At 74.2% G+C, this 24,448-nt stretch carries 20 protein-coding genes and 2 riboswitches; of the genes, 7 read left to right on the forward strand and 13 right to left on the reverse strand.

Annotated features, from left to right (window positions below):
* Window positions 1–33: 33 nt before the first annotated feature.
* The 6 genes from OVA32_RS03570 to OVA32_RS03595 form a co-directional block, all read right to left on the reverse strand.
* Complete coding sequence (locus OVA32_RS03570; RefSeq protein WP_044658815.1) at window positions 34–1,476, reverse strand: alanine/glycine:cation symporter family protein; 1,443 nt, start codon at window positions 1,474–1,476, stop codon at window positions 34–36.
* A 60-nt stretch (window positions 1,477–1,536) separates the two neighbouring features.
* A complete protein-coding gene (locus OVA32_RS03575; RefSeq protein ID WP_044658816.1) occupies window positions 1,537–2,892 on the reverse strand; it encodes an RNase H family protein in 1,356 nt (451 codons plus the stop codon).
* A 212-nt stretch (window positions 2,893–3,104) separates the two neighbouring features.
* The gene (locus tag OVA32_RS03580) at window positions 3,105–3,611 is read right to left on the reverse strand and encodes a TetR family transcriptional regulator (RefSeq protein WP_002857997.1); all 507 of its coding nucleotides are present in this window, start codon (window positions 3,609–3,611) and stop codon (window positions 3,105–3,107) included.
* Window positions 3,608–4,309, reverse strand: coding sequence for an ABC transporter ATP-binding protein (locus OVA32_RS03585; protein WP_036316162.1), 702 nt, complete (start codon window positions 4,307–4,309; stop codon window positions 3,608–3,610). Before OVA32_RS03585 ends, OVA32_RS03580 begins: the two co-directional genes overlap by 4 nt.
* Entirely contained in the window at window positions 4,309–6,039 is a 1,731-nt protein-coding gene (locus OVA32_RS03590; protein WP_267715277.1) for an ABC transporter permease, read from the reverse strand. The genes OVA32_RS03585 and OVA32_RS03590 overlap by 1 nt, the downstream gene beginning before the upstream one ends.
* Window positions 6,039–7,103, reverse strand: coding sequence for a thiamine ABC transporter substrate-binding protein (locus OVA32_RS03595; RefSeq protein WP_129867135.1), 1,065 nt, complete (start codon window positions 7,101–7,103; stop codon window positions 6,039–6,041). The genes OVA32_RS03590 and OVA32_RS03595 overlap by 1 nt, the downstream gene beginning before the upstream one ends.
* A 66-nt stretch (window positions 7,104–7,169) precedes the next feature.
* Window positions 7,170–7,275: riboswitch (TPP riboswitch) on the reverse strand.
* Between the two features lie 46 nt (window positions 7,276–7,321).
* Here OVA32_RS03595 and OVA32_RS03600 point away from each other — a divergent pair.
* On the forward strand, window positions 7,322–8,608 hold the full coding sequence (locus tag OVA32_RS03600; protein WP_078025500.1) for an AI-2E family transporter: 1,287 nt from the start codon (window positions 7,322–7,324) through the stop codon (window positions 8,606–8,608).
* On the opposite strand, the gene OVA32_RS03605 is transcribed toward OVA32_RS03600, so the two are convergent.
* Window positions 8,574–9,623: an agmatine deiminase family protein gene (locus tag OVA32_RS03605; protein WP_267715280.1), complete on the reverse strand. Its 1,050-nt coding sequence runs from the start codon at window positions 9,621–9,623 to the stop codon at window positions 8,574–8,576. The genes OVA32_RS03600 and OVA32_RS03605 overlap by 35 nt on opposite strands.
* Before the next feature lie 131 nt (window positions 9,624–9,754).
* Here OVA32_RS03605 and OVA32_RS03610 point away from each other — a divergent pair, with 131 nt between their 5' ends.
* The 4 genes from OVA32_RS03610 (at window position 9,755) to OVA32_RS03625 (ending at window position 17,363) form a co-directional block, all read left to right on the forward strand.
* Complete coding sequence (locus tag OVA32_RS03610; RefSeq protein WP_267715282.1) at window positions 9,755–13,399, forward strand: bifunctional proline dehydrogenase/L-glutamate gamma-semialdehyde dehydrogenase; 3,645 nt, start codon at window positions 9,755–9,757, stop codon at window positions 13,397–13,399.
* A gap of 19 nt (window positions 13,400–13,418) precedes the next feature.
* On the forward strand, window positions 13,419–14,000 hold the full coding sequence (locus OVA32_RS03615; RefSeq protein ID WP_250202894.1) for an acyl-CoA thioesterase: 582 nt from the start codon (window positions 13,419–13,421) through the stop codon (window positions 13,998–14,000).
* 31 nt (window positions 14,001–14,031) lie between these two features.
* Window positions 14,032–16,026 (forward strand): FMN-binding glutamate synthase family protein, encoded by a 1,995-nt coding sequence (locus OVA32_RS03620; RefSeq protein ID WP_267715286.1) that lies wholly within the window; start codon window positions 14,032–14,034, stop codon window positions 16,024–16,026.
* Between the two features lie 116 nt (window positions 16,027–16,142).
* Window positions 16,143–17,363 carry an MFS transporter gene (locus OVA32_RS03625; protein ID WP_267715288.1) on the forward strand — a complete coding sequence of 407 codons (1,221 nt, stop codon included), beginning with the start codon at window positions 16,143–16,145 and terminating at the stop codon, window positions 17,361–17,363.
* A 209-nt stretch (window positions 17,364–17,572) separates the two neighbouring features.
* Here the strand turns inward: OVA32_RS03625 and OVA32_RS03630 are convergent, their stop codons facing one another.
* Complete coding sequence (locus tag OVA32_RS03630) at window positions 17,573–17,776, reverse strand: cold-shock protein (protein WP_020628179.1); 204 nt, start codon at window positions 17,774–17,776, stop codon at window positions 17,573–17,575.
* Between the two features lie 238 nt (window positions 17,777–18,014).
* Entirely contained in the window at window positions 18,015–18,539 is a 525-nt protein-coding gene (locus OVA32_RS03635; RefSeq protein ID WP_020628180.1) for a flavin reductase family protein, read from the reverse strand.
* A gap of 73 nt (window positions 18,540–18,612) precedes the next feature.
* Window positions 18,613–18,732, reverse strand: a riboswitch (SAM riboswitch).
* Between the two features lie 192 nt (window positions 18,733–18,924).
* Here OVA32_RS03635 and OVA32_RS03640 point away from each other — a divergent pair.
* Entirely contained in the window at window positions 18,925–19,539 is a 615-nt protein-coding gene (locus tag OVA32_RS03640; RefSeq protein WP_230282018.1) for a hypothetical protein, read from the forward strand.
* A 47-nt stretch (window positions 19,540–19,586) separates the two neighbouring features.
* On the opposite strand, the gene OVA32_RS03645 is transcribed toward OVA32_RS03640, so the two are convergent.
* Together OVA32_RS03645 and hisD are read right to left on the reverse strand one after the other, a co-directional pair.
* Window positions 19,587–19,955: an RNA-binding S4 domain-containing protein gene (locus tag OVA32_RS03645; RefSeq protein ID WP_095347005.1), complete on the reverse strand. Its 369-nt coding sequence runs from the start codon at window positions 19,953–19,955 to the stop codon at window positions 19,587–19,589.
* Window positions 19,956–19,965: 10 nt separating this feature from the next.
* The gene (gene hisD / locus OVA32_RS03650) at window positions 19,966–21,282 is read right to left on the reverse strand and encodes a histidinol dehydrogenase (protein WP_101967519.1); all 1,317 of its coding nucleotides are present in this window, start codon (window positions 21,280–21,282) and stop codon (window positions 19,966–19,968) included.
* Between the two features lie 135 nt (window positions 21,283–21,417).
* Between hisD and OVA32_RS03655 the strand changes: the two genes are divergently transcribed.
* Window positions 21,418–22,995, forward strand: coding sequence for a mechanosensitive ion channel family protein (locus OVA32_RS03655; protein WP_236601300.1), 1,578 nt, complete (start codon window positions 21,418–21,420; stop codon window positions 22,993–22,995).
* A 16-nt stretch (window positions 22,996–23,011) separates the two neighbouring features.
* On the opposite strand, the gene OVA32_RS03660 is transcribed toward OVA32_RS03655, so the two are convergent.
* Both OVA32_RS03660 and OVA32_RS03665 read right to left on the reverse strand, forming a co-directional pair.
* Entirely contained in the window at window positions 23,012–23,548 is a 537-nt protein-coding gene (locus tag OVA32_RS03660; RefSeq protein WP_020628186.1) for a universal stress protein, read from the reverse strand.
* Between the two features lie 73 nt (window positions 23,549–23,621).
* On the reverse strand, window positions 23,622–24,437 hold the full coding sequence (locus OVA32_RS03665) for an MBL fold metallo-hydrolase (RefSeq protein ID WP_101967503.1): 816 nt from the start codon (window positions 24,435–24,437) through the stop codon (window positions 23,622–23,624).
* Window positions 24,438–24,448: the final 11 nt, after the last annotated feature.

Raw genomic sequence — 24,448 nt, forward strand, 5'->3', positions numbered from 1 at the left:
GATATCCCGCCTCGAAACGCGCGGGCGGGGGCGTCAGTCCTGGAGCGGGGAGGTCTTCGGCTCGTCCCGCCAGAGGGCCACGTTCCGCGCCTCGGGCAGGTCGGAGAGGTGGAAGCCCGGATCCATGCCCGCCTTGAGCTTGCGCTCGTAGTCCCGGAGCAGCTTCACGGCCAGCCCGCCCAGCGGGATGATCGCCACGAGGTTGATGGTCGCCATGAGGGCCGCGAACGTGTCCGCGAGGTTCCACACCAGCGCCACGGAGCCCAGCGCGCCGCCGACCACGCACACCAGCACGAGCACGCGGAACACGGTGATGGCCGGGCCCGCGTGGCGGCCGGCCAGGTACCGGATGTTGGCCTCGCCGTAGTAGGTGTTGCCCAGCACGGAGGACCAGGCCAGGAAGAAGATGATGACGGTCAGCGCCGGGCCGGCCCACGCGCCCACGGCCTGCTGGAGCGCACCCTGGGTCACCTGCATGCCGAGCGCCTCCCCGCGTCCGTAGGCCGGGTTGGAGAGCAGGACGACGAACGCGGTGGCCGAGCACACGATCAGGGTGTCGAAGTAGACGCCCAGGGACTGCACGAAGCCCTGCTTGGCCGGGTGGGAGACGGCCGCGGTGGCGGCGGCGTTCGGGGCGGAGCCCATGCCGGCCTCGTTGGAGAACATGCCGCGGCGCACGCCCTGCATCACCATCGTCATGCCGACGGCGGCGCCCGCGACCTCGCGCAGGCCGAAGGCGTGGCCCACGATCAGCGCGATCATGCCCGGGACCTCGGTGATGTTGACGACCATCACGATCAGGGCCAGGAAGATGTAGAACGTGGCCATCACGGGGACCAGCACGTTGGTCACGGCCGAGAGCCGGCGCACGCCGCCGAAGATCACGAGGCCGGTGAGGGCGGCCAGGCCCAGGCCCACGATCCACGCGGTGGTGGAGGACGCGCCCCAGTTGGCCTGCACGGACTCGGAGATCGAGTTGGACTGCACGGCGTTGAACACGAAGCCGTAGGTCACGGTGATGGCGACGGCGAACACGGCCGCCAGCCACTTCGCGCCCAGACCGTCGCGGATGTAGTACGCGGGCCCGCCGAAGTAGCCGTCCGCGCCCTTCTGCTTGTACAGCTGGGCCAGCGTGGACTCGACGAACGCGGTGGCGCCGCCGATGATCGCCAGCAGCCACATCCAGAACACGGCGCCCGGGCCGCCGATCACGATCGCGATCGCCACGCCGGCCACGTTGCCGGTGCCCACGCGCGAGGCCGCCGAGATGGTGAAGGCGCGGAACGGGCTCACGCCGTCGTTCTCGAATCCGGTCTGGGACTTGGCCGTCACCGACCGCAGCATCTCCGGGAGCATGCGCACCTGCACGCCCACGGTCCGGATGGTGAACCACACCCCGGCCACGAAGAGCAGCGCCATCACGACGTACCAGTACTTGTCGTTCAGGGCCGTGATGGCCGCTGTGATCTGTTCCACTGTCGCTTCCACAGCCCCACCCTAGAGGCTGGGGCGGAGGACGGGGAATCGGGGCCGGGGTCAGCCGGCGGCGGCGTCGTCCTCGACGCGGAGCTGGATCAGCTGCCCCATCCGCTCGGGCAGGTCCCCCTCGGGGGTGCCGACGCTGGCGTGGCGGGCGGCGGCCCGGGCGAGGTCGTCGGCCAGTTCGTTGCCGTGCACGCCCACGTGGCCCTTGACCCACGTGGTGTCCACCTGGACGTCCGCGGCCTGCGCCAGGTCGACGGCGGCCAGCAGGCGCCGCAGGGTGCGGCGGATGCGCTCGCCCCGGGCGCCGCCGAGGGTGAGCCGCTCGCGGCGGGCGGCGTTGAGCAGGGCCAGCGCGGCGCGCGAGTCCGAGTGGATGGTGACCCGGCCGCCGGGGGTGCCCGCCCACGCGCAGATCACGTGCCCCAGCACGAGCGCCTCGAGTTCCACCTCGAGCGGCATCGTGGCCCCGGCCACGGCCTGCACGGCCCACATGCTCGGCCCGGCGACGGCGGCCGCCCCGCCGATGCGGGAGCCGCGCAGCACGGAGCCGTCCACGTACACGTCCGTCACGTCCGCCTCGTCCGCGAACGTGAGGCTGTGGGTCACCCCGGGCAGGTTGCGGCGCAGGAAGCGGTCCGTGCGGCGGCGGGAGAGGAAGACGCCGGAGGAGCGGCGCAGCGCGTCCTCCTCCTCCTGGGCGGCCTCGATGGCCTCGAGCGGGATCCGGGCCGCGCCCGTCTGGGCGACCGTCTCCGGGTCCACGTCCGGCAGCAGGTAGCTGGAGCGCTGCGTGCCCACGGGGGACTCGTCGAGCCGGTAGGAGACCACGCGCGTGTCCACGGGGGCGAGGACCTCGAGCAGGGAGAGCAGCTCGGCGTCCCGGTCCGAGCGCAGCCGCACGATCACCGGGCGCTCCGGTGGCAGGTCGACGGTGACGGTGGACCAGAAGACGCTCAGATGCGCCGTGCCGACCATCCCGGTGTAGACGTGGCCGCGGACGTCGTCGCCGAGCTCGCGCAGCTCGAGCTCGCGGGCCACGTAGACGATGCCCCCCGTCGTCGGATGCAGGTCCAGGCGGAGGGCGGGGCCGTGGTCCACGCCGGGCAGCATGGCCAGCGGGCTGGCCACCACGCGGACGCCGTCCCGGCGGATCCGGGTGCGCGGCGGGGAGGGGCGGGGGACGACGGGGCCGGTGCGCGTGAGGTCGACGCCGTTCCGGTCCCGCGGGGTGCCCCGAGGCCGGCGGGCACGGACCACGCGCAGCGGGCGGTGCTGCTCCTCCGCCTTGGCGCCCGGGCCACGGAAGTCCCAGCCCACGTCGACGAGCGCCGCGGGGTGTGCGGGCTCGACGTCGTGATGCAGCGTCCGGTCCACGACCGTCCGCGGGTGGTTGATCCGTGCTCCCATGGCTTCGCCGGCTGTGTCGAAGGGGACCGCGCCGGAACTGTGAGCCGGGTCCGGCGGGCCATGCTGGTCCTGTGGCGGTCGGGCGGGATCGCCGTGGACGAAGGGGACGACCCGTCCCGACCTGTTCTGCTCTGGGCGACCTTACCGAGCGTACCTGTGAGGAGGCAGGTCTCCTCTCCTCGGCCTCCCGCGCGGCCGCGTCGGACGAGGCGTCAGAGCGGGTCCGTGCGGTGCCGCTGCACGTCCGGGCCGGTCGGCACGCCGAGCGCCTGCGCCTGCGCGCGCTGCTGCCGCAGGGACACGGTGCCCAGCAGCAGCGCCAGGGCCCGCTCCCCGTCCTCCGGGGTGTCCGCCGCCTCGGTGAGCAGACGGTGCAGGCCGAGGCCGCCCAGCCCGAGCGCGAGGGCGGAGAGCACCACGTCCGCCCCGTCCCGGTGCCGCAGCAGGGCGGCCTCCGCGGCCTCGGCGCGGCCCGCCAGGTCCGTGACGCGGCGGGCGCGCACGGTCTCCTCCGCCTCGGCGACGATCCGGTCCGCCACCCGCGCCAGCAGCGACTGCTTGTCCGGCACGTGCCAGTACAGCGCGGAGGCCTGCACGCCCAGCACCCCGGCCACGCGCCGCATGGACAGGTCGCCCATGCCGAAGTCCTGCAGGATCCCGACGGCGGCGTCCACCACGTCCTGGGCGGTCAGCCGGGGGCGGGGTGCGGGCGGGGTCATGCCTGAGAGGCTACCGCCGGGCCGTCCTCCTCCGCCGCGATGCGTCCCCCCGCACCGAGGCGCACGGTGCGGTCGGCCATCACGGCGGCCTCCGCGAGGTCGTGGGTGACGACGACGCCGGTCGTCCCCGCCGCCCGCAGCACCGCCCGGATGTCCTCGGCCAGGCGCCGGCGCAGGTCCGCGTCGAGCGCGGACAGCGGCTCGTCCAGCAGGAGCACCCGCGGGGCCGGGGCCAGCGACCGGGCGAGCGCCACGCGCTGGGCCTGCCCACCGGAGAGTCGCTGCACGGGCCGGTCCGTGAGCTCGGTCAGGCCCACCAGGTCCAGCAGCTCGGCCACGCGTGCCCGCCGCCGGGCCCGGTCCCAGCCGGCGGACTCGAGGCCGTACGCCACGTTCCGGCCCACGGTCCGGTGCGGGAACAGCTGCCCGTCCTGGAACACCATCCCCACGCCCCGGCGGTGCGTCGGCACCGCCGCCACGTCCCGCCCGTCGAGCTCCACCGTGCCCGCCACGACGTCCTCGAGCCCGGCGATCCCGCGCAGGATGGTGGACTTGCCCGAGCCGGAGGCGCCCACGAGCGCCACGATCTCCCCGGCGGCCACGTCCAGGTCCGTCCCCCGCACGGGGGTGGAGCCGTCCGGATAGCGGATCGCCACGTCCCGGAGCCGGAGGGAGGCCCCCGTCGTCGTCGGCGTCATCACAGACCTCCCGCCCCGGCCGGGCCCCGGGGGCGCAGCCGCTCGCACACCAGCATGATCCCGGCGCTCAGCACGGCCAGCACCGTGGCCGCCGCGAGCGCCATCCCGTAGTTGTCCGCGCCCGGCCGGCCCAGCAGCCGGGCGATCAGCACCGGCAGGGTGGGCGCGGACGGGCTCGCCAGGAAGCTCGTGGCCCCGAACTCGCCCAGGGACACCGCGAACGCGAAGCCCGCGGCCACACCCACGCCGCGCGCGAGGAACGGGCCGTCCACCGTGGCCAGCACCCGCCACGGGCCCGCCCCGAGGGTGCGCGCGGCCTCTCGCAGCCGCGGGTCCACCGCCGCGAGCACGGGCACGAGCGCCCGCACCGCGAGCGGCAGTGCCACCACCGCCTGGGCCAGTGGCACGAGCACGCCCGAGGCCGCCAGCTCCGGGAACGCGGCCCGCAGGGACACGACGAAGCCGAAGCCCACGGTCACCGCGGACACCCCGAGCGGCAGGAGCAGGGCGCCGTCGAGGGCCCGCTGGGCCACCAGCGCCGCGCGTGAACGGAAGGGCCGGGTCAGCAGCAGGGCCAGCGGCACGGCCACCACGAGCGTCACGAGCGTGGCGTCCACGGCCACCCGCAGGGACTGTTCGAGCGCCTGGGCCGGCGTCGACCCGCCCACGAACCCGCTGCCCGCGCTCGTGGACAGCAGCCGGTAGTTGCCCAGCCCCCAGCCGTGGCGGGTGTGGAAGGAGCGCACCACGAGCGTCAGGATCGGCGCCACCACGAGCGCCACCACCGCGAGCATCACGGCCACCGGGACCGCGTCCGCGCGCGTGAGCCGGGCCGGCGGCGTCTCCCGCAGGCGCAGCGCCCGCTGGGTGCGCGCCGCCGTCACGCCGGAGACCACGACGGCGGCCAGCACCACCGCGAACTGCAGCACGGAGAACACCGCCGCGGTCCGCAGGTCCAGGTAGACGGAGGTCTGCACCCAGATCTCCGACTCGAGCGTGCCGTAGCCGGGCCGGCCGAGCGTCTGGACGATGCCGAACGCGGACGCGCAGAACAGGAACACCAGCGCCGCGCTCGCGGCGATCGCCGGGGCGAGCTGGGGCAGCGTCACGGTGCGGAACGCCCGCCACGGCGAGGCGCCCAGGGTGCGGGCGGCCTCGGTCTGGCGCGGGTCGAGCGCGTTCCACAGCGCGCCCACCTGGCGCACCACCACGGACACGTTGAAGAAGACCATGGCCAGCACGACGGCGGTGGTCGTCTGGTCCAGCCCGGTGAAGCCGAGCGGTCCGCCGGGGGCGAGCAGGGCGCGGAACGCGACGCCGACCACCACCGTGGGCAGCACGAACGGCACGAGCACGAGGGCGCGGAGCACGGCCCGCCCCGGGATGCGACGCCGGTGCAGCACGAACGCGGTCGGCAGGCCGAGCGCCACCGAGACCACCGTGCCGGCGGCGGCCATGCCGAGCGTCTGGCCGAGGATGCGCCACGTGCGCTCGCGGGCGAGGGTCTCCCTGAAGGCGGTGAGGTCCACGGCGCCGGTGAACGCGTCGGCGTCGCCGCCGATCCCGCGCCAGAGCATGGCCGCCACGGGCCACGCGAAGAAGACGAGCAGGAAGGCGACCGGCAGGACGGCGGCCACCAGCCACCACGGGCCGAGCCCGTCCCCCCGGCCGCGGGCCCGCCGGCGCGGCAGGTCCGTGCCGGGGGCCGCGACCTCGGTGAGCGCGGACATCAGCGCCGGGAGGCCTCGGCCAGGGCGGTCCACTCCTTCAGCAGGTCCTCGCGGCGCTCGTCGATGCGGGCGGGGTCCGGGGTGATGGCGTCCTCGACGAGCGGCGCGTTCTGCGCCCACTCCTCGGGCAGCTGCACCGACTCGTCGATCGGGTACATGTACATCGACTCGGGCAGGGCGGACTGGACCTCCTCGGTGAGCATGAAGTCCACGAACGCCTGCGCGCCCTCGGGGTTCTTCGCGCCCTCGAGCACGCCGGCGTACTCGACCTGCGGGGTACAGGAGTCCTCGATCACCTCGGTCTCGGGGGCGAACGCGGGGGAGGAGGAGTAGGAGAGCACCACCGGGAACCGACCCTTGCCCTCGCCGCCGGAGAAGTCCGAGTTGTAGGCGTCGGACCAGCTGTCGGCGACCTTGCCCCCGTTCTCCATCAGGCCCCGCCACCAGTCCTGCCAGCCGTCGTCGCCGTACTTCTCCGTGGTGGCCGCGAGCAGCGCCAGGCCGGGGGAGGAGGCCACGGGGGAGGTGGCGACCGTCAGCTTCGCGTACTCGGGGTCGTCGAGCTGGTCGATCGAGGTGGGGGCCTCGACGTCGTGGGCCTCGAACCATGCCGGATCCGTGTTGAAGCACACCTGGCCCTGGTCCACCGGGGTCATGCGGTCCTCCACCATCCGGTCCTGTGCGGAGGCGGGCAGGTCCTGCGGGGTGTATTCGGCGACGACGCCCTCGCGGACGAGGCGGTGCGCCGAGTGGTCCTCCACGCCGTAGACGCCGTCCACGGTGGGCTCGTCCTTGGCCAGCAGGAGCTGGTTCACCACGCTGCCGGCGTCGCCGGGGGCCGTCGTCTTCAGGGTGTAGCCGGACTCCTGCTCGAACTTCTGGACGAGCTCCTGGGGCAGGTTGAACGAGTCGTGCGTCATGATCGTCACCGTCGTCGGCTCGCCGCCGGCGCCGGCGGCGGACGACGACGCCCCGTCGCCGGACGAGCCGGACACCGAACAGCCGGTGAGGGCGAGGGCGGCCACTGAGAGGGCGGCGAGGGCGCGGTGCGGGGTGCGGGACATGGCGGTTCTCCTCTGGGACGGCAGAGGGGCCGGGACGAGGCCGCCACCGGAATCCCGGGACGACGTCGACCGGGAGACTCGACTTCCTTCGCCGGTGCGGACCGGAGCAGGTTCGAGGGTCTGCGGCGGACCGCACTCTCAGCGCCGCGCGGGCGCTCCCCTGTCGATGTGGACTGGTCCCGACCCTACCCCGTCCGGCCCGCGCATAGACTGCCCGCGTGAGCGCCGCACAGCCCGCGGGGGTGACCCCGCCGCCCGCCTCGTCCAGCCCCGCCTCCGACTGGGACATCCGCCGCCCCCACCGCATGTGGCCGCGCATGCTGGTGATCGTCCTGACGCTCGCGGGCCTGGTGCTGGTGGTGCAGTTCTTCCAGGGGATCGCCTCCATCGCGGCGCCTGTGTTCCTGGGGCTGAACCTCGTGATCGTGGCCTACCCCCTGCAGGCCTGGCTCATCCGCCGGGGCCTGCACCCCGTGCTCGGGGCCGCCACCACCGTCCTGCTGGTCGTCGCGGTGATGGCCGTGTTCGGGGGCATGATGGTGTGGTCCGGCCTCGAGCTGGTGGCGGAGCTGCCCAAGTACGCGGACCGCTTCCAGCAGATCGTCCTGGACGTCTCGCACTGGCTCAACGAGCGCGGCGTGACCCCGGACATGGTGTCCCAGCAGCTGGCCTCGATCGACATGAGCGCCGTCACCGGGACGGCCGTCAGCGCCATCACGAAGATCGCCACGAACGTCTACGCGGTCTTCGGCCTGCTCGTCACCGTGATCATGGGCATGTTCTTCTTGGCCATGGACTCGATGGACGTCGAACGCCGCGTCCGCCTGCTCAGCACCGCCCGCCACGAGTTCGGCCACGCCCTGGTCGAGTTCGCCCAGGGCGTGCGCCGCTACTGGGTGGTCACCACGGTGTTCGGCCTGATCGTGGCGGTGCTGGACGTGATTGCCCTCATGCTGATCGGCGTGCCGCTCGCGCTCGTGTGGGGCGTGCTCAGCTTCCTCACCAACTACATCCCGAACATCGGCTTCATCATCGGCCTGCTGCCGCCGGCCGTCCTGGGCCTGGCGGCGGGCGGCTGGTCCGACTTCCTGTGGGTGGTGGTCAGCTACTCGGTGCTGAACTTCGTGCTGCAGTCCGTGATCCAGCCCAAGGTGGCCGGCGACGCGATCGGCGTGATCCCCACCGTCAGCTTCCTCTCCCTGCTCTTCTGGGCCTGGGTCCTCGGCCCGCTCGGCGCCATCCTCGCGCTGCCCTGCACGCTGCTGGCCAAGGCCGTGCTGATCGACGCCGACCCGAACGCCCGCTGGATCAACGCGCTCATCGCCTCGGACCTGAAGGGGATGGAGCGCCGTCAGTCCTCGCTCCTGGAACGGCTGCGCCCGGCGGCCTGGCGCTCGGACGCGCACGGGAAGGACGAGGACCGCGCCCCGACGGACGGCGGGGACGACGACGGCCCCGCGACCGACGAGGTCACGGGCGGGGCTGGAGCAGCACCAGGTCGTTGAGCGCGCCGGCCAGCCGCAGCAGCGGCGGGGCGGGGAACGACAGCTGGGGCAGCCCCGGGTGCAGTGCCGCGCACGCGGCGGCTGCGGCCTCCTCGCCCGCGGCGTCCTCGAACGCCGGCCGCAGCACCGCAGCGCCCAGCGGCAGCGTGTCCAGGAGGGAGCGGGGGCCCCGCTCGGCCGGGTCGTACGCGGCGGGCTGCGCCGCCCCGGTCACCGTGCGCACGCGCAGGGGCCGGCCGGCGGCGTCGTCGGCGCCCTGCAGGAAGCGCAGCGCCGCCGCCGCGTAGGGGTGCTCGGGGTGGAACCGGTCGCCGCGCCAGTGCACGGCGGCCTCGCCGTCGCCCCCCAGCCGCACCCACGAGGCCAGGTGGCCGGGCCCGCCCCACGGCCCGGTGTCCGGCCGCGGTGCCGGCGGCACCCACAGCACCCGGGTGATCCCCAGCAGGGCGGCGAACTCGGCGGCCACCTGGCCGGGGGTCCACGCGCCGTTGATCCGCCCGTCCAGCACGGGGTCCGCGGCCACCACGGCCGTCCCCTCGCCGTCGCTCACCCAGGCCCCGCGCGGGGCGCGCAGCAGGGGGGTGAGCAGCGGCAGTCCCGCCGCCTCCGCCACGGCCGTCGCGGCCGCGCCGTCGAGCGGCCCGGTCCCGGTCAGTCCCGCGGCGCTGCGCCAGGCGACGGCGGCCAGGCCCTCGGGGCGGCGGACGAAGCTCGGCCCGGTGCGGCCCAGCAGCGGTGAGCCCACGGGCGCGCGCAACAGGTCCACCTCCGGGGGCACCAGCCGCGCCGCCCCGGCGTCGCGCGGGTGGGCGAGCACGGTGACCGGCAGCACGGCGGCGAGCGTCTCGGCCAGGCCCACGACGGCGTCCCGCGTCTCCTCCAGCAGCGTCGGCACCGGGTGGCGGTGGGGCAGGACGAGCCAGGCCCGCTCGGGCGGGTCCTCGGGTCCGGGCACGGGCACGACGAGGTCCCGGCGCTCCCGCGCGTCGGTGGGGGCGGGGTCGACGGCGGCCATGGCGGACGGGCTCCTGGGAAGACGGCGGCGACGCGCGGGCGCGCGGCGAGGGGATGTCCATCGAGCATAGGCGTCTGACAGGAAGCCGCGGCGGTTTGACCTGTGACCCGGAACACGTGCAGAGTGCGGCCATGACCGCGATGTTCTCCGCCCAGGACCATGACGATCTCGACCGGGTCCTCGGCGCGACCGGCGGGATCCCCGACCCCGCCGACCTGCACGCCCTCGCCGACGATGCCGTCGTGCAGGTGCGGCGCTGGCTCGCCGAGTCCCGGGACCACGAGGCCGACTTCGCGGCCCGCCAGCTGGCGGGCGCCCTGAAGGAGCCGGGCGGCCTCGACTTCATCGTGCGCTTCGTGGACCACGTGGTCCGCCCCGAGGACCCCGCGATCGCCGCCCGGGCGCTGCGGGAGCTCGCCGGCCGCGCCCCCGGCTTCCTGCCCCCGGCCCTGCGCGCCGTCCTCGGCGTCGGCGGCCGCGCCGCCCCGCTCGTGCCGCGCATCGCCGTCCCCACGGCCCGCCGCGTGCTGCGGCACATGGTCTCCCACCTGATCGTCGACGCGCGGGACCGACAGCTCGGCAAGGCCATCGCGGCCCTGCGCGACGAGCACACCTGGCTGAACATCAACCTGCTGGGCGAGGCGATCCTCGGCCAGGGCGAGGCGGACCGCCGGCTCGAGGGCATCGCCGCGCTGATCCGCCGCGACGACGTCGACTACGTGTCCGTGAAGGTCTCTGCCGCCACCGCCCCGCACGCGCCCTACGCGTTCGACGAGGCCGTCGCGGACATCACCGAGCGGCTCACCCCGCTGTTCGAGCTCGCCCGGGATCGGGACACCTTCATCAACCTGGATATGGAGGAGTACCGCGACCTCGACCTCACGCTCAACGTGTTCACCGCCCTGCTCGAGCAGCCGGGCCTGCGCGACTACGAGGCCGGCATCGTGCTGCAGGCCTACCTGCCGGACGCGCTCGCGGCCATGGTGCGCCTGCAGGAGTGGGCCGCGCGCCGCGTCGCCGCCGGCGGCGCCCCGGTCAAGGTGCGCGTGGTCAAGGGCGCCAACCTGCCCATGGAGCGGATGCAGGCCTCCCTGACGGGCTGGCCGCTGGCCACGGTGGGCTCGAAGCAGGAGGCGGACACCAACTACAAGCGCGTGCTCAACTACGCGCTCACCCCGGAGCATCTGGCCCACGTGCGCATCGGCGTGGCCGGGCACAACCTCTTCGACGTCGCCCTGGCCCACCGGCTGATCGAGCGCCGCGGGCTCGACCCGGCCGCGGTGGAGTTCGAGATGCTGCTCGGCATGGCCACCGGCCAGGCCGCCGCCGTCCGGGCCGACGTCGGCGCCCTGCTGCTCTACACGCCCGTGGTGCGGCCCGAGGAGTTCGACGTGGCGATCTCCTACCTCGTGCGCCGCCTCGAGGAGGGCGCCTCCCCGGAGAACTTCATGTCCGCCGTGTTCGACCTGGACGCGGACGCGGACCTGTTCGCCCGCGAGGAGGAGCGCTTCCGCGCCTCGCTGCGCCACCTGGACGCGGCCGTGCCCCGTCCGAACCGCCTCCAGGACCGGTCCCGCGGGGAGGACGGGCCGACCCCCGCCCCCGTGGACGGCTTCGCCAACACCCCGGACACGGACCCCGCGCTGCCCGGCAACCGGGAGTGGGCCCGCCGGATCCTCGCGGCCGTCCCGGGCTCGGACCTCGGGACGGACACCGTCCGCGCCCACCGCGCCACCACGGCCGACGACGCCCGCGCCGCCATCGCCGCCACCGCCCACCCCGGCGCCCGCTGGGGCGCGCTCACCGGCCACGAGCGCGCCGACGCGCTGGACGCCGTCGGACGGGCCCTGCACGCCGGCCGGGCCCGCCTGCTGGAGGTGGCCGCCGCCGAGACCGGCAAGACCCTGGACCAGGGCGACCCCGAGGTCTCCGAGGCCGTGGACTTCGCGCACTACTACGCGCGCCTGGCCCGCGGCCTGGACGCGGTGGAGGGCGCTCGCGCCGTGCCCGTCCGCCTGACCCTGGTGATCCCGCCGTGGAACTTCCCCGTGGCCATCCCGGTCGGGGGCGTCCTCGCCGCGCTCGGGGCCGGCTCGCCCGTGGTGTTCAAGCCGGCCCCGCAGTCCGAGCGGACGGGCGCGGTCGCGTGGGAGCTGATCGTGGCCGGGCTGCGGGACTCGGGCCTGTTCGACGACGGCGGCCCGCTCGCCGGGCACGACCCCGCGGACCTCGTGCGCCTGGTGACGCTGGCGGACGAGGACGAGGCGGAGGTCGGCGCGGCGCTCGTGACCGACCCGGCCGTCGAGCGGCTCATCCTCACCGGCAGCTGGGACACCGCACGGCTGTTCAAGGGGATGCGCCCCGACCTGCACCTGCTCGCCGAGACCTCCGGCAAGAACGCCGTGATCGTGACCCCGTCCGCGGATCTGGACCTGGCCACGAAGGACGTGGTCCAGTCCGCGTTCGGTCACGCCGGCCAGAAGTGCTCGGCGTCCTCCCTCGTGGTGCTCGTCGGCTCCGTGGGCACCTCCGAGCGCTTCCACCGGCAGCTGCTGGACGCGGCCTCGTCCCTGCACGTGGCGCACCCCGTGGACCCGCGCGCCGAGATGGGCCCCGTGATCGAGGCCCCCGGCGAGAAGCTGCGTCGCGGGCTCACCGAGCTCGGCCCGGGGGAGCGGTGGGCCCTGCGTCCGCGGCAGCTGGACGAGACGGGTCGCCTGTGGAGCCCGGGCATCCGCTCCGGCGTCCGCCCCGGCGCCGACGCCCACCTCACCGAGTACTTCGGCCCCGTGCTGGCCGTGATGACGGCCGAGACGCTCGAGGAGGCGATCGGGATCGTGAACGCCGTGGATTACGGCCTCACCTCCGGGCTGCACTCGCTGGACCGGGAGGAGATCGACGTGTGGCTGCGCGGCGTGCGCGCCGGCAACCTCTACGTGAACCGCGGCATCACCGGGGCCATCGTGCGCCGCCAGCCCTTCGGCGGCTGGAAGCGTTCCGTCGTCGGCCCCACCACGAAGGCCGGCGGGCCGCACTACCTGCATGGCCTCGTGGACTGGGAGGACGCGCCCACGTGGGCCGGGGGAGAGGGACGGCCCGGGGCCGAGGCCGACGGTGCGGGCGCATCCTGGCTCGAGACCGCCCGCGCCCTCGACACCCACGCGTGGACCACCGTGTTCGGGGTGGCCACGGACGTCTCCGCGCTCGAGGCCGAGCGGAACGTGCTGCGTCACGTCCCCACCCCGGTCCTCGTGCGCCGGCACTCGGGGCCCGCCGACCACCTGCTGCGCATCGTCTCCGCCGGCCTGCGCGCCGGGGCGCCCATGACCGTGAGCCTGCGCCCGACCCCCACCGCGGAGGGGCCCGATACGGACGGACTCTCGGCCGAGGCCGTGCGCGGCCGGGTGGAGGAGCTGGTCCGGTCCGTCCGCACGGAGGGTGCCGGCACGTCCGCGCCGGTGGACGTCGTCGTCGAGGATGACGCCGCGTTCCACGACCGCGCCCGGCGGCTGGCCCTCATCCCGCCCGCAGCGGAGGGCGGCGGCGACGCGCGGATCCGGCTCGTCGCCGACTGGACCGGCGACCGGGAGGCGGCCGAGGCGGCGCGGAGCGCGCTGCACGCGGCGCTCGGCGACACCCCCGACGTGGCGGTCTACGCTGGCCCCGTGGTGAGCGCCGGCGAGGTGGAGCTGCTGCCGTTCCTGCACGAACAGGCCGTGTCCGTGACCGCCCACCGGTTCGGCACGCCGGACCATCTGACCGAGGGGGTCCTGTGACCCCGAGGAGGAACCTCCGATGCATCTGATCCCCCGCACGATCTGGGTCGTCGCCCGCGCGCGTCGCCGCCCGCGCGCCGGACTCTGGGAGCCGACGACGCTGCCGATGCGCGCCCTGCCCACGGACGTGGACATGGCCCTGCACGTCAACAACGGCCAGTACTTCGGGCTGTTCGACCTCGGCCGCTTCGACGCGATGGTTCGCACCGGCCTGTGGGACGAGATCCGGCGTCGTCACTGGACGCCCGTGGTGCAGGCCGAGCAGATCGCGTTCCGCCGCTCGGTGACCCTGGGGCAGCGGTTCGACGTGGAGACGCGGATGATCGGCCTGGATGAGCGCGCGGTGTGGTTCGAGCAGCGCGTGGTGGTCGACGGCGACGTCGCGGTGCGCGCGTACATCTGCACGCGCCTGCGCAAGAAGGACGGCCGCCCCGTGGAGAACGACGAGGTCCGGGCGATCGCGGCGGCGGCCGGCCACGACCTCGCGGGGGAGCCGACGCTGCCGGAGTGGCTGCACGAGTGGCGGCGCAGCGTGGCCCTGCCGTCGGCCCGGACGCCCCTGCCCCACACGTGGGACCTCGACACAGTGCGGCGAGGATGAACGTTCGAGTGATATAGGGCACGATGGTCGGGTGAACAACAGACTCCTGATCGTCGCGACCCTCTCGCTGGCCGCGCTCGTCGTCGTGCTGGTGGCCGCCATCGGCGGCGGCGCGTGGTGGGTGCTGGCGGTGCTCCTGGTGGCGCTGCTCGTGCTCGCCGTGTGGGACATGACCCAGAAGCGGCACGCGATCCTCCGCAACTACCCCGTGCTCGGCCACATGCGGTATCTGCTGGAGTCGATCCGCCCCGAGATCCAGCAGTACTTCATCGAGCGCAACTTCGACGGCAAGCCGTTCGACCGGGACACCCGCTCGATCGTCTACGCCCGTGCGAAGGGACTGGACAGCCACAAGGCGTTCGGCACCGAGCGGGACACCTCGGAGATCGGCTACGAGTTCCTGTTGCACTCCACCGCCCCGGTCAACCCGCCGGAGGAGCCCCCCACGGTGCGGATCGGCGGCCCGGACTGCCGCCGACCCGTGGACATCTCGCTGATGAACATCTCGTCCATGTCCTTCGGCTCCCTCTCCGCCAACGCCGTGATCGCCATGAACAAGGGCGCCGGCCTGGGCGGGTTCATCCACGAGACCGGCGAGGGCGGCCTCACCAAGTACCACCGCGGCAACGGCGCGGACCTGTTCTGGGAGATCGGCTCCGGCTATTTCGGCTGCCGCAACGAGGACGGCACCTTCAGCCCGGAGAAGTTCGCCGAGAAGGCGCTGCTGCCCGAGGTCAAGGGCATCACCATCAAGATCTCCCAGGGCGCGAAGCCCGGCCTGGGCGGCATGCTGCCCAAGGAGAAGATCTCCCCCGAGATCGCCGAGGCCCGTGAGATCCCGATGGACAAGGACTGCCTGTCCCCGGCGTCCCACTCCGCGTTCCGCACCCCGCGCGAGATGGTCAGGTTCATCGAGCAGCTCCGTGAGCTCTCGGACGGCAAGCCGATCGGCATCAAGTTCTGCGTGGGCTCCCGCGTGGACGTGCTGGCCATGACCAAGGCCATCTGGGAGGAGCGGATCGCCCCCGACTTCATCATCGTGGACGGCTCCGAGGGCGGCACCGGCGCCGCCCCGCTCGAGTACTCGGACCGCGTGGGCACCCCGCTGACCGAGGGCCTCATGCTCGTGCACAACGCGCTCGTGGGCACCGGCCTGCGCCACATGATCAAGCTCGGCGCGGCCGGCAAGGTCGCCACCGGTTCGGACATCGTCAAGCGTCTGATCCAGGGCGCGGACTTCACCATGTCCGCCCGCGCGATGATGATGGCCACCGGGTGCATCCAGGCGCAGAAGTGCCACACGAACGAGTGCCCCGTGGGGGTGGCCACGCAGGACCCGCGTCTGATGCGCGCCCTCGACGTGGAGGACAAGGGCAACCGCGTCTTCAACTACCACCGCCTGACCGTGCGCGAGGCCGTGCAGATCATGGCGTCCATGGGCCTGACGCATCCGTCCCAGCTGAACACCCGCATGCTGCGCCGCCGCGTGGACCACCTGAGCACCCGCTCGTACGCGTCCATCTACCACTGGCTGCGCACGGACGAGCTGCTCAACGACCCGCCCGCCGGCTGGGCCATGGACTGGGAGGAGGCGGACGCGGACCACTTCGGCGAGCACGCCCGCGTGGACTACCTCACCGAGCGCGACCCCGAGTGGCGCTCCGAGCTGCTGATCCCGGGCCGCAAGGCGGCCGGCGCCCCCGTGCAGGGCTCCCCCATCTCCGGGACGGGCTCCACGCTGGTCGACGCCCGGCGGGCCGAGTCCGTGCCGCTGACCACGTCGCCGATGCCGCGCGTCAGCTCGCTGGGTGAGGGTGAGTCGCTGTCCCCGCACGGCGGCCGTCGTCGGGCCCCGCAGGACCCGGCACCCGCCGCCACCGCCGGCGAGACGCCCACCGACGAGAATGAGGGCCTGCCGGCGGAGGCCGGCGAGCGGCCCGAGCGCCAGGACGGCGAGGAGGTCACCCAGCGGGGGACCACCGGCCGCGTCGAGGGCGAGCACCGCGGCGAGGGCCGCGTCGGCTGACCCGTCCCCGCAGTCACCACCGCTTTCGAGGCGGGAAATCCACCTCACACGACGCCCCCGGGCGCCCATGAGAGAGATTTCCCGCCTCGTCGCGTGAGGGGTCGTAGCCTGGGGCCGTGACCCCGCCCGCCCCCGCCGCTCGCCGCCCCTCCGCGGCCCTGCTGTGGGTGCTGCTGGCGGCCATGGGCGCCGGGCCCCTGTTCAACTACGGCGTCTCCGCCTCCTCCACGGTCGTGATGGAGCGGCTCGACGTCACCTCGGGCCAGCTCGGCACCGTGATGACGGTCGTGTTCGCGGCGGCCGCCGTCACCTCGCTCGGCCTCGGCCGGGCCGCCGACCGCCTGTCCGCCCGCGCACAGCTGAGCATCATCTTCGGCGGCACCGCCGCGGCGCTCGTGCTCGGCGCCGTCGCCCCGTCCCTGCCCGTGCTGTACGCGGCGGCCGCCGTCGCGGGCGTCACGCAGGCCATCTCCAACCCCACCACGAACCGGATCATCCGCACCGTGGTGCCGCCGGAGAGGCGCATCGGGTGGGTCGGGGTGAAGCAGTCCGGCGTGCAGGCGGCCCAGCTGGTCGGCGGCCTGTTCTTCCCGGCCGCGTCCCTCGCCCTCGGCTGGACGGGCGCCGCGCTGGGGGCCGCGGTGCTCATCGGGGCGCTCTGGGTGCTCGCGCTGGTCGCCGCCCCGCCGCTGCCCGGGGCGCCGCCGCCGGCCACCGGCCCCGTCGGCGGGCGACGACGGCGGGACACCTCGCCCCTGCCGGCCACGGTCTGGTTCTTCGCGGCGATCGCGTTCCTCACCGGCCTGGGCATGCAGGCCACGAACACCTACCTGCCGCTGTTCGCCGTCGAGACGCTGGGGATGACGCTCGTGGCCGGCGGCGCCGCGGCGGCCGTGTCCGGGGTGGTCGGGGTGCTCTCCCGGATCGGGTGGAGCCGGCGGATGAGCTCCGGAGACCGGCCCACCACCCTGCTGACCGTGATCTGCTTGGGTGCCGTGGCCGGCGTCGCGGTGTTCCTCGCCGCGGACCTGCTGGACCTGCCGGCCCTGCTGTGGGTGGGCGCCGCGGTGCACGGCCTGACGGTGCTGGGCGCCAACGTGGTGATCAACGCGGGCCTGCTGAGCGAGGTGCCGGCCGAGCGGCTCGGCCGTGCGACCGGGGCGAACTCGATGGGCATGTACGCCGGCTTCGCCCTAGGCCCACTGCTGATGGGCGTGCTGCGCGACGTCACGGGCGACTACCGGGCCGGCTTCGCGCTCGTCGCGCTCGGATATCTGCTGGCCCTGGGCGTGGTGCAGCTGCTGCGTCGCCACGTGGGCCGGCGGGGCGCGGCCTGACGCGCAGGGCCAGGACGAGACCCACCGCGGAGGACCGCGCCTCAGCGACATCACCGCAGTGCTGCCCTGCGGCGATGTCGCAGCGCCGCGGTCGAACGGGTATACGGCGGAGTGCGGCGCAGTGCGCGGCGGGGCGTGCGGAAGCGCACACGACGACGCCCCCGGTCCGTGCGGACCGGGGGCGTCGGAAGCCGTGCGTCAGGCGAAGATCAGAGCTTCGTCACGTTGGCGGCCTGGAGGCCCTTGGGGCCGTCCTGGGTCTCGAACTCGACGCGGTCGTTCTCCTGGAGCTCCTTGAAGCCCCCGCCCTGGATGGCGGAGAAGTGCACGAACACGTCCGCGGAGTTGTCCTCGGGGGCGATGAAGCCGTAGCCCTTCTCAGCGTTGAACCACTTGACAGTACCGACAGCCATGATGGTGTCCTTTCGATGTGCCCCCGCGGTGCGGTGGCGGTGTTGGACCGCGGCCCGGATGTGGGACGCGGGTGAAGCGGCGAGACTGAACCGCTTGCCCAACACTCATCGACGCCGGCGATGCCGGGCTGACGAGCAGTGAAGATGGCGGGATACAGCTTGATCAACTTCAGGCTCCATCATTGCACGGATCTCGCCGACCGGGAACCAGGGGCCCGATTGTTCACCTAGAGTTCGCTCAGAGCGCGCGCAGGCCGTGGAAGAGATTGCGGTGCAGGGCGGCCGGGGGAGCGGCGTCCGTGTGATCCGCGAAGGCCGTCACCTCGAGCAGCACCACCGTGTGGTCGCCCGCCGGGACCTCGGCGTGCACCCGCGTCTCGAGCCAGAGCGAGGAGCCCCCGATCAGCAGGGCGTCGTGCGGGCTGCGGTGCACGTCCAGACCGGCGAAGCGGTCGCCCTCGCGGGAGGCCAGCTGGCGGCACAGCGGCGTCTGGTCCGCCGCGAGCAGGGAGACGCCGATCGCCCCGGCCCGGCGCAGGCGCGGCCAGGTGCGGGAGCTGTTCTGCGCGGAGAAGGACACGAGGGCCGGCTCCCAGGAGATGCCCACGCCGAAGGAGGAGGAGACCATCACCTCGGGGACGCCGTCGGCGAGGCCTGCCAGCGCGACGACCCCGGTGGGGAAGGCCGAGAGGCCGGAGCGGAGGTTGCCGAGGGACAGGTCGGTGTCCCACGTGGCGGTGTGGGGTTCGTGGGTCAGGGTCATGGCGCGCGTCCTCTTCCGATGACTGGCGCGGCTCCGCAGAAGGCGGGAACGCGGATCGCCCGGATCCGCGGAGGCGCGGTACTTGCCCGTCGGGGTGTCCGAGGGGCCGAATCATCACCTGGAGCACCCCACTACTGCGTGAGAGGGTTGCCGTCCCGCCGGCCAGGGCCGTGAATGACGGGAACTCGTGATTCTGGGGATCAGCCTACGGAGGGGTCCGTGGGGTGGTCAAAGCGCGGCGGTCGCGCGGCGTCATCCGAGCTGCCCGATGTGATGCTTGACACACCGCGCATCGCCAGCCAGGATCAAGCCACTCGAGAGGGGGGCTCGAGACCGCAGCCCGCGGCCCCGCAATCGGTTCTCTGAGAGGGATCGGATCATGCGGATGGACATCGAGAAGAAGCGTGCGGCATTGTCGGCCGCCGTGGTCGTCGCGGCTCTCCTCGGTATCGCCATCTCGGGATGCTCCGCTTCCCCGGGCAGCGTCTCCTCCACCGCGAAGGCATCCACCGCTGCGGCGTCCTCCGTCACCGTGACGTCAGCGGCCCCCTCGGCAACCCGGTCGGCCTCCGCCACCGGTTCGTCCGCGTCGTCACCCGCCGGTGAAGAAGCACTCCCCGCCGCGCTGTTCGAGGAGGACGGGATGACGTTGGTCGAGTACACGCGCCGGCATCCGGATGCGGGCTATCTCGACCCGGAGAAGGAGTCCGTCCTGGAGGAGGCGGTCGGGACGGGCACACAGCAGATCACCGTGGACGCTCAACAGGGTGCAGTCCTTCGGGTCATCGTGCTGTGTCCTTCGGATGCCACCGGTGAGACGGAGATCCTGACCTCACGGGGTGGCGGGGGAACGAAGACCTGGATGGCCGGATCGGAGGCGCTGTGCGGCGGCTGGTCGGCGGCGACTCCCCCCGTGGATGAGGCGGGGCCGATGACGTTCACCGTCACGGTGGACAACGACAAGCCGTTCCGGATGGTGCTGACCGCACCCTCCGCATGAGGCCGCCATCACGACGGCGGATGACGGCGCGGGGAGGACTGAGACGCTCAGCGTCGGTCGCGGCCGCGCAGCGCGTCCAGCTGCCGGCGGTCCCGCTTGGTGGGCCGGCCCGCGCCGCGCTCGCGGTACGGCACCGCGAGCAGCTCACGCGGCACGGGCGGCGGGGAGTGGTCCACGTACTGCTGCCGGGCCACGGGGGCGCCCACCCGCTTGGCGATCAGCCCCGTGACCTCGAGGATCCGCTCACCTCCGTCCTGGCGCACCCGCACCCGGTTCCCGACGACGACGGGCGTCGCCGCCTTCACGGGCTCGCCGTCGATGCGCACGTGGCCTGCGCGCACGGCCGCCGTGGCCGCGGACCGGGTCTTGTACAGCCGCACGGCCCACAGCCACGCGTCGATGCGGACGCCGCTCACGCCCGCCCCCTCACGCGAAGCGGGCGCGGATCGCGGCGCCGTGCGCGGGCAGGCGCTCGTCCTCGGCCAGCACGCCGATCCCGTCCGCGACCTCCTTGAGCCCGGTCTCCGTGTAGCGGATGCGCTGCTGCAGGCGCAGGAACGTCACCGTGTTCAGACCGGAGGAGTGCCGGGCCGTCCCCGAGGTGGGGAGCACATGGTTGGACCCGGCCGAGTAGTCGCCCAGCGGCACGGGGGCGTGCGGGCCCACGAACACGGCGCCGGCGTTGCGGATGCGCCCCACGAGGGCCTCGGGGTCGCGCGTCTGGATCTCGAGGTGTTCGGTGGCGTAGCGGTCGGAGACCTCCACGGCCTGGTCCATGTCCCGCACCAGCAGCACGCCGGACTGGGGGCCGGTGAGGGCCTCGCGGATCTGGTCCTCGTGGAACGCCCCGGGCACCTGCGCCTCGATCGCCGCCAGCACGTCCCGGAGCAGGTCCTCGGAGTCCGTGATGAGCACGGAGGCGGCCAGCGGGTCGTGCTCGGACTGGCTGATCAGGTCCGCGGCCACCCAGTCGGCGCGGGCGGTGCCGTCCGCGATCACGGCGATCTCGCTCGGCCCGGCCTCGGCGTCCACGCCGATCACGCCCTGCAGGGCGCGCTTCGCGGCGGCCACGTACACGTTGCCGGGCCCCGTCACCAGGTCGACGGGCGCGCAGAGCCACCCGCCGTCGTCGTCCTGGATGCCGTGCGCCAGCATGGCGACGGCCTGGGCGCCGCCGGCCGCGTAGACCTCGTCCACGCCCAGCAGCGCGCACGCGGCGAGCACGGTGGGGTGGGGCAGGCCGCCGTGGTCCCGCTGCGGGGGCGAGGTCACCGCGAGGCTCCCCACGCCGGCCGCCTGCGCGGGCACCACGTTCATCACCACCGAGGAGGGGTACACGGCGCGGCCGCCGGGCACGTACAGGCCCACGCGGCCCACGGGGGTCCAGTGGTTCTCCACGACGGCGCCCTCGCCGAGCTCGACCGTGGAGTCCTGGGGGTGCTGGGCGTCGTGCACGAGCCGGGCCCGGCGGATCGACTCCTCCAGGGCGGCGCGCACCCGCGGGTCGAGCCCGGCCAGGGCGGCCTCGAGCGCCTCCGCGGGCACGCGCAGGGCCGGCGGACGGACACCGTCGAACCGCTCGGCCAGGTCCAACAGGGTCTGCTCGCCGCCGTGGCGGACCTGCTCGATGATCGGGGCGACCACCGGCACCACGGAGGACACGTCCACGTTCGCCCGCGGGATGATGCGGGACAGGTCCGCGGTGGCGGTGTCGAGCGGGCGCAGGTCGGTGACGGAGAGCACGGATTCCTCCAGGGGGGGCGGCGGCGGGCCGGCGGGACGGGGCGCGACGACGGCCGGGCCCGGACCGCGCGGACGGTCAGGCTCCATTGTGCTCTTCTCCGGGGTGCGTCCGGGGGCGGGTGTCAGACTGTCGTCATGGTCTTCCCCGCGCTGCCCGCCCTCGCGACCCCGCCCCTGCTGACCGCCCTGGACCGCCTCCTGGCGGGCGAGACCGTGCCGTCCGGGGTGGAGGGGGACATCCAGGACGGGGCGGCCGCCACCACCCGGGCCTTCGGCGTGGAATGGGGGACGCTGCTGACCGTGCTGATGGCGTTCGCGATCGGCGCGGCGGTCGTGTACCTGGCCCTGCAGGTGGCACGCGTCGTGCTCGTGCGCCGCCCCGCGTTCCAGCACGGCGCCGCGCGGCTGAGCCTGCCGGCCGCCGTCGCCGCCGGCCTGCTGGCCTCCCGGATCTGGCTCGGGGTCATGGCCGAGGAGCAGACCTGGTACCGGCCGGCGTCGTTCCTGATGCTCATCGCCGTGGCCGCGGCGGGCGCGTGGGCCGCGTGGCGCCTGGTCGGCGTGATCGAGGCGGGGATCCTCGGCCGCTACCAGGAGACCCGCGTCGAGCACCGCCGCGAGCGACGCATCCGCACGCAGACCATCCTGATCCGGCGCATCCTCAACGCGGTGATCGTGGTGGTGGCCGTCGCCGTGGTCCTGCTGGGGGTGCCCGAGGTGCGCTCGCTCGGGGCCGGCCTGCTCGCCTCCGCCGGTGTGATCTCGGTGATCGCCGGCCTGGCCGTGCAGTCCACGCTGACCAACGTGTTCGCCGGCTTCCAGCTCGCCTTCACGGACGCGATCCGGGTGGGCGACGTGGTGGACATGGAGGGCGTGTTCGGCACCGTCGAGGAGATCACCCTGTCCAACGTGGTGCTCAAGCTCTGGGACGGCCGCCGCATGGTCTACCCGTCCTCGCACTTCACCACCCAGCCGTTCGAGAACTGGACGCGGGTGGGCGCCGAGGTCTCCGGCGTCGTGGAGCTGGACGTGGACTGGCGCGTGCCCATGGATGCGCTGCGCGCACGACTCACCCAGCTGCTCGAGTCCACGGACCTGTGGGACGGGCGCGAGCACGCGCTGCAGGTGACCGACGCGACCGGCGGCGTCGTGCGCATCCGCGCCGTGGTCTCCGCCCGCAACTCCGGCGACCTCTGGGACCTGCGCTGCCTCGTGCGCGAGGACCTCGTGGCCTTCCTGCGCCACGAGCACCCCGAGGGCATCGTGGTGCAGCGCATGGTGGACCGGCACCCCGCCCACGACGACGCGGCGCCCGCCTCCGAGGGCTCCGACGCGGCGGCCCGCGGTGGCGACCGGACGGGCGAGCCGGGCCCGGACGGCTCCGGGGTGGCGGCCCGCGAGCCGCGCCCGCGCACCGCGCCGCTGCCGCGCGTCGACGGCGCCGATCCGCGCCCGGACACCCTCACCACACCGCTGACCCGCGTGGGCGACCACTCCGGCCTGTACACCGGCTCGATGACGGCGGTGCAGCGCAACCGCGAACTCGCCGGCCCGGGCGAGGAGGCGTTCGCCGAGCGGCGCGCGCAGCAGGCCAAGCAGGCGGCGGAGGCCGCGGCGGCGGACGAGGCCGGGCGGCGCAGCGGCACCGGCTCCCAGGCGGCCGGCCCCCTCGACGACGCCGTCACGCGCCGCCGTCAGGACGACGAGGACTGAGGCCCGGCGGGAGCGCTCAGCGCTCGAGCGTCGGGTCCCCGGGATCGACGGGCGTGAGCCGACGCCGCTCGGCCATCGGCTCGGACGCGGGCAGGCCGTGGGTGCCCGGGTCCGTCTCGGCGACGTGGCTCACGGCCTCGGGCGTGTGGTCCCCGTACTGCCGGTACTCCTTCACGCACAGCACCGGCTGATCGATCTCCTGCAGCAGCTCGTCCGAGACCGATCCCATGACGAACCTGCCGAAGCCGCCGCGGCGGCGCACGCCGATGACCACGATGGACGGGTCCAGCTCCGCGGCCACGTCCTTCATCTCCTCCACCGTGGACCGGCCACGCGCGTACTGACGGAACTCGGCCGTCACGCCGGATGCGTCCAACCGGGCCTGCACGCCGCGCTGCTGCTCCTCCGTGACGAGGGACTTGGTGCGGTGCTCGCCGCCGGGGCCCGCATTGACCACCACCACGTGCTCGCCGGTGGAGCGGGCGATGTCCAGGGCAGTGTCCAGAGCGGCGTCCGCGGCCTTCGAGGGGGCGTAGCCGACGAGGATGGTCATGGGGTGCCTCCGCGGGGTCGAGGGGACGGGTCTGAGGTCAGCGTAGTGCGGACCGGGCCCGCGGCGGAGGGGCTCAGCCCTCGCGCAGGTGGCGCAGGTGCGCGGCCACCGTCTGGACGGCCACGCGGGCCACGGTGCCGGTGAGGCCGGGGTAGATGCGCGGGGCCAGGTCCTCGGGTGTGATCGTCGCCGCCTCGGTCTCGGGCAGCGCGGCCAGGGCGGCGCGGATCTGCTCCAGGCGGCCCTCGCGGTGGTGCCGGTAGTCGCGGGCGACGACGTCCAGCGGCTCCGGCACGGGCCCGTGCGCAGGCAGCACCGTGAGCGGGCCCGCCGCCTCGAGGCGGCGCAGGCTGGCCAGGTAGTCGGTGAGGGTGCCGTCCGGGTGGTCGAGCATGGTGGTGCCCGAGCCGAGGATGGTGTCGCCCGTGATGACCGCGCCGTGCGCGCCCGCGTCCGGGACGGCGAACGAGTAGGAGTCCGAGGTGTGGCCCGGGGTGTGCCACGCCAGCACCGGGGTGCCGGCGACGTCGATCCGTTCGTCCGGCGTCAGGACGGCGGCCCCGCCGCGGCACCAGTCCGGGTCCGCGGCGCGCACGGGGGCGCCCGTGGCCGCGTGGAACGCGTCCACCCCGCCGGTGTGGTCGGCGTGCCGGTGCGTCACCAGGATGAGCGCGATCCGGCGCCCCTCGGCCGCCGCACGGACGCGCTCGAGGTGGGCGGCGACGTCGTCCTCCGGGCCCGGGTCCACCACGACGGCCGCATCCGAGTCCGGTGCGGCGACCACGTACGTGTTGGTGCCCGCGAGGGTCATCGGGGAGGGGTTCTGGGCGGTCACGCAGCGCACCAGCGGGGCGGGCGTGGGGCCGGGTGTGGCGGTGGTCGTCGTCATAGGCTCGAGTG

Origin of the sequence: Micrococcus sp. SL257 (assembly GCF_026625585.1) — a bacterium.
Taxonomy (GTDB): Bacteria; Actinomycetota; Actinomycetes; order Actinomycetales; family Micrococcaceae; genus Micrococcus; species Micrococcus luteus.

Coding starts and splice junctions, on each gene's coding strand:
- OVA32_RS03665 (WP_101967503.1), bottom strand. CDS start 24,437: ATGACGACGACCACCGCCACACCCGGCCCCACGCCCGCCCCGCTGGTG.
- OVA32_RS03615 (WP_250202894.1), top strand. CDS start 13,419: ATGCATCTGATCCCCCGCACGATCTGGGTCGTCGCCCGCGCGCGTCGC.
- OVA32_RS03585 (WP_036316162.1), bottom strand. CDS start 4,309: ATGACGCCGACGACGACGGGGGCCTCCCTCCGGCTCCGGGACGTGGCG.
- OVA32_RS03590 (WP_267715277.1), bottom strand. CDS start 6,039: ATGTCCGCGCTCACCGAGGTCGCGGCCCCCGGCACGGACCTGCCGCGC.
- OVA32_RS03640 (WP_230282018.1), top strand. CDS start 18,925: ATGGACATCGAGAAGAAGCGTGCGGCATTGTCGGCCGCCGTGGTCGTC.
- OVA32_RS03630 (WP_020628179.1), bottom strand. CDS start 17,776: ATGGCTGTCGGTACTGTCAAGTGGTTCAACGCTGAGAAGGGCTACGGC.
- OVA32_RS03605 (WP_267715280.1), bottom strand. CDS start 9,623: ATGGCCGCCGTCGACCCCGCCCCCACCGACGCGCGGGAGCGCCGGGAC.
- OVA32_RS03660 (WP_020628186.1), bottom strand. CDS start 23,548: ATGACCATCCTCGTCGGCTACGCCCCCTCGAAGGCCGCGGACGCCGCT.
- OVA32_RS03580 (WP_002857997.1), bottom strand. CDS start 3,611: ATGACCCCGCCCGCACCCCGCCCCCGGCTGACCGCCCAGGACGTGGTG.
- OVA32_RS03595 (WP_129867135.1), bottom strand. CDS start 7,103: ATGTCCCGCACCCCGCACCGCGCCCTCGCCGCCCTCTCAGTGGCCGCC.
- OVA32_RS03610 (WP_267715282.1), top strand. CDS start 9,755: ATGACCGCGATGTTCTCCGCCCAGGACCATGACGATCTCGACCGGGTC.
- OVA32_RS03655 (WP_236601300.1), top strand. CDS start 21,418: ATGGTCTTCCCCGCGCTGCCCGCCCTCGCGACCCCGCCCCTGCTGACC.
- OVA32_RS03635 (WP_020628180.1), bottom strand. CDS start 18,539: ATGACCCTGACCCACGAACCCCACACCGCCACGTGGGACACCGACCTG.
- OVA32_RS03575 (WP_044658816.1), bottom strand. CDS start 2,892: ATGGGAGCACGGATCAACCACCCGCGGACGGTCGTGGACCGGACGCTG.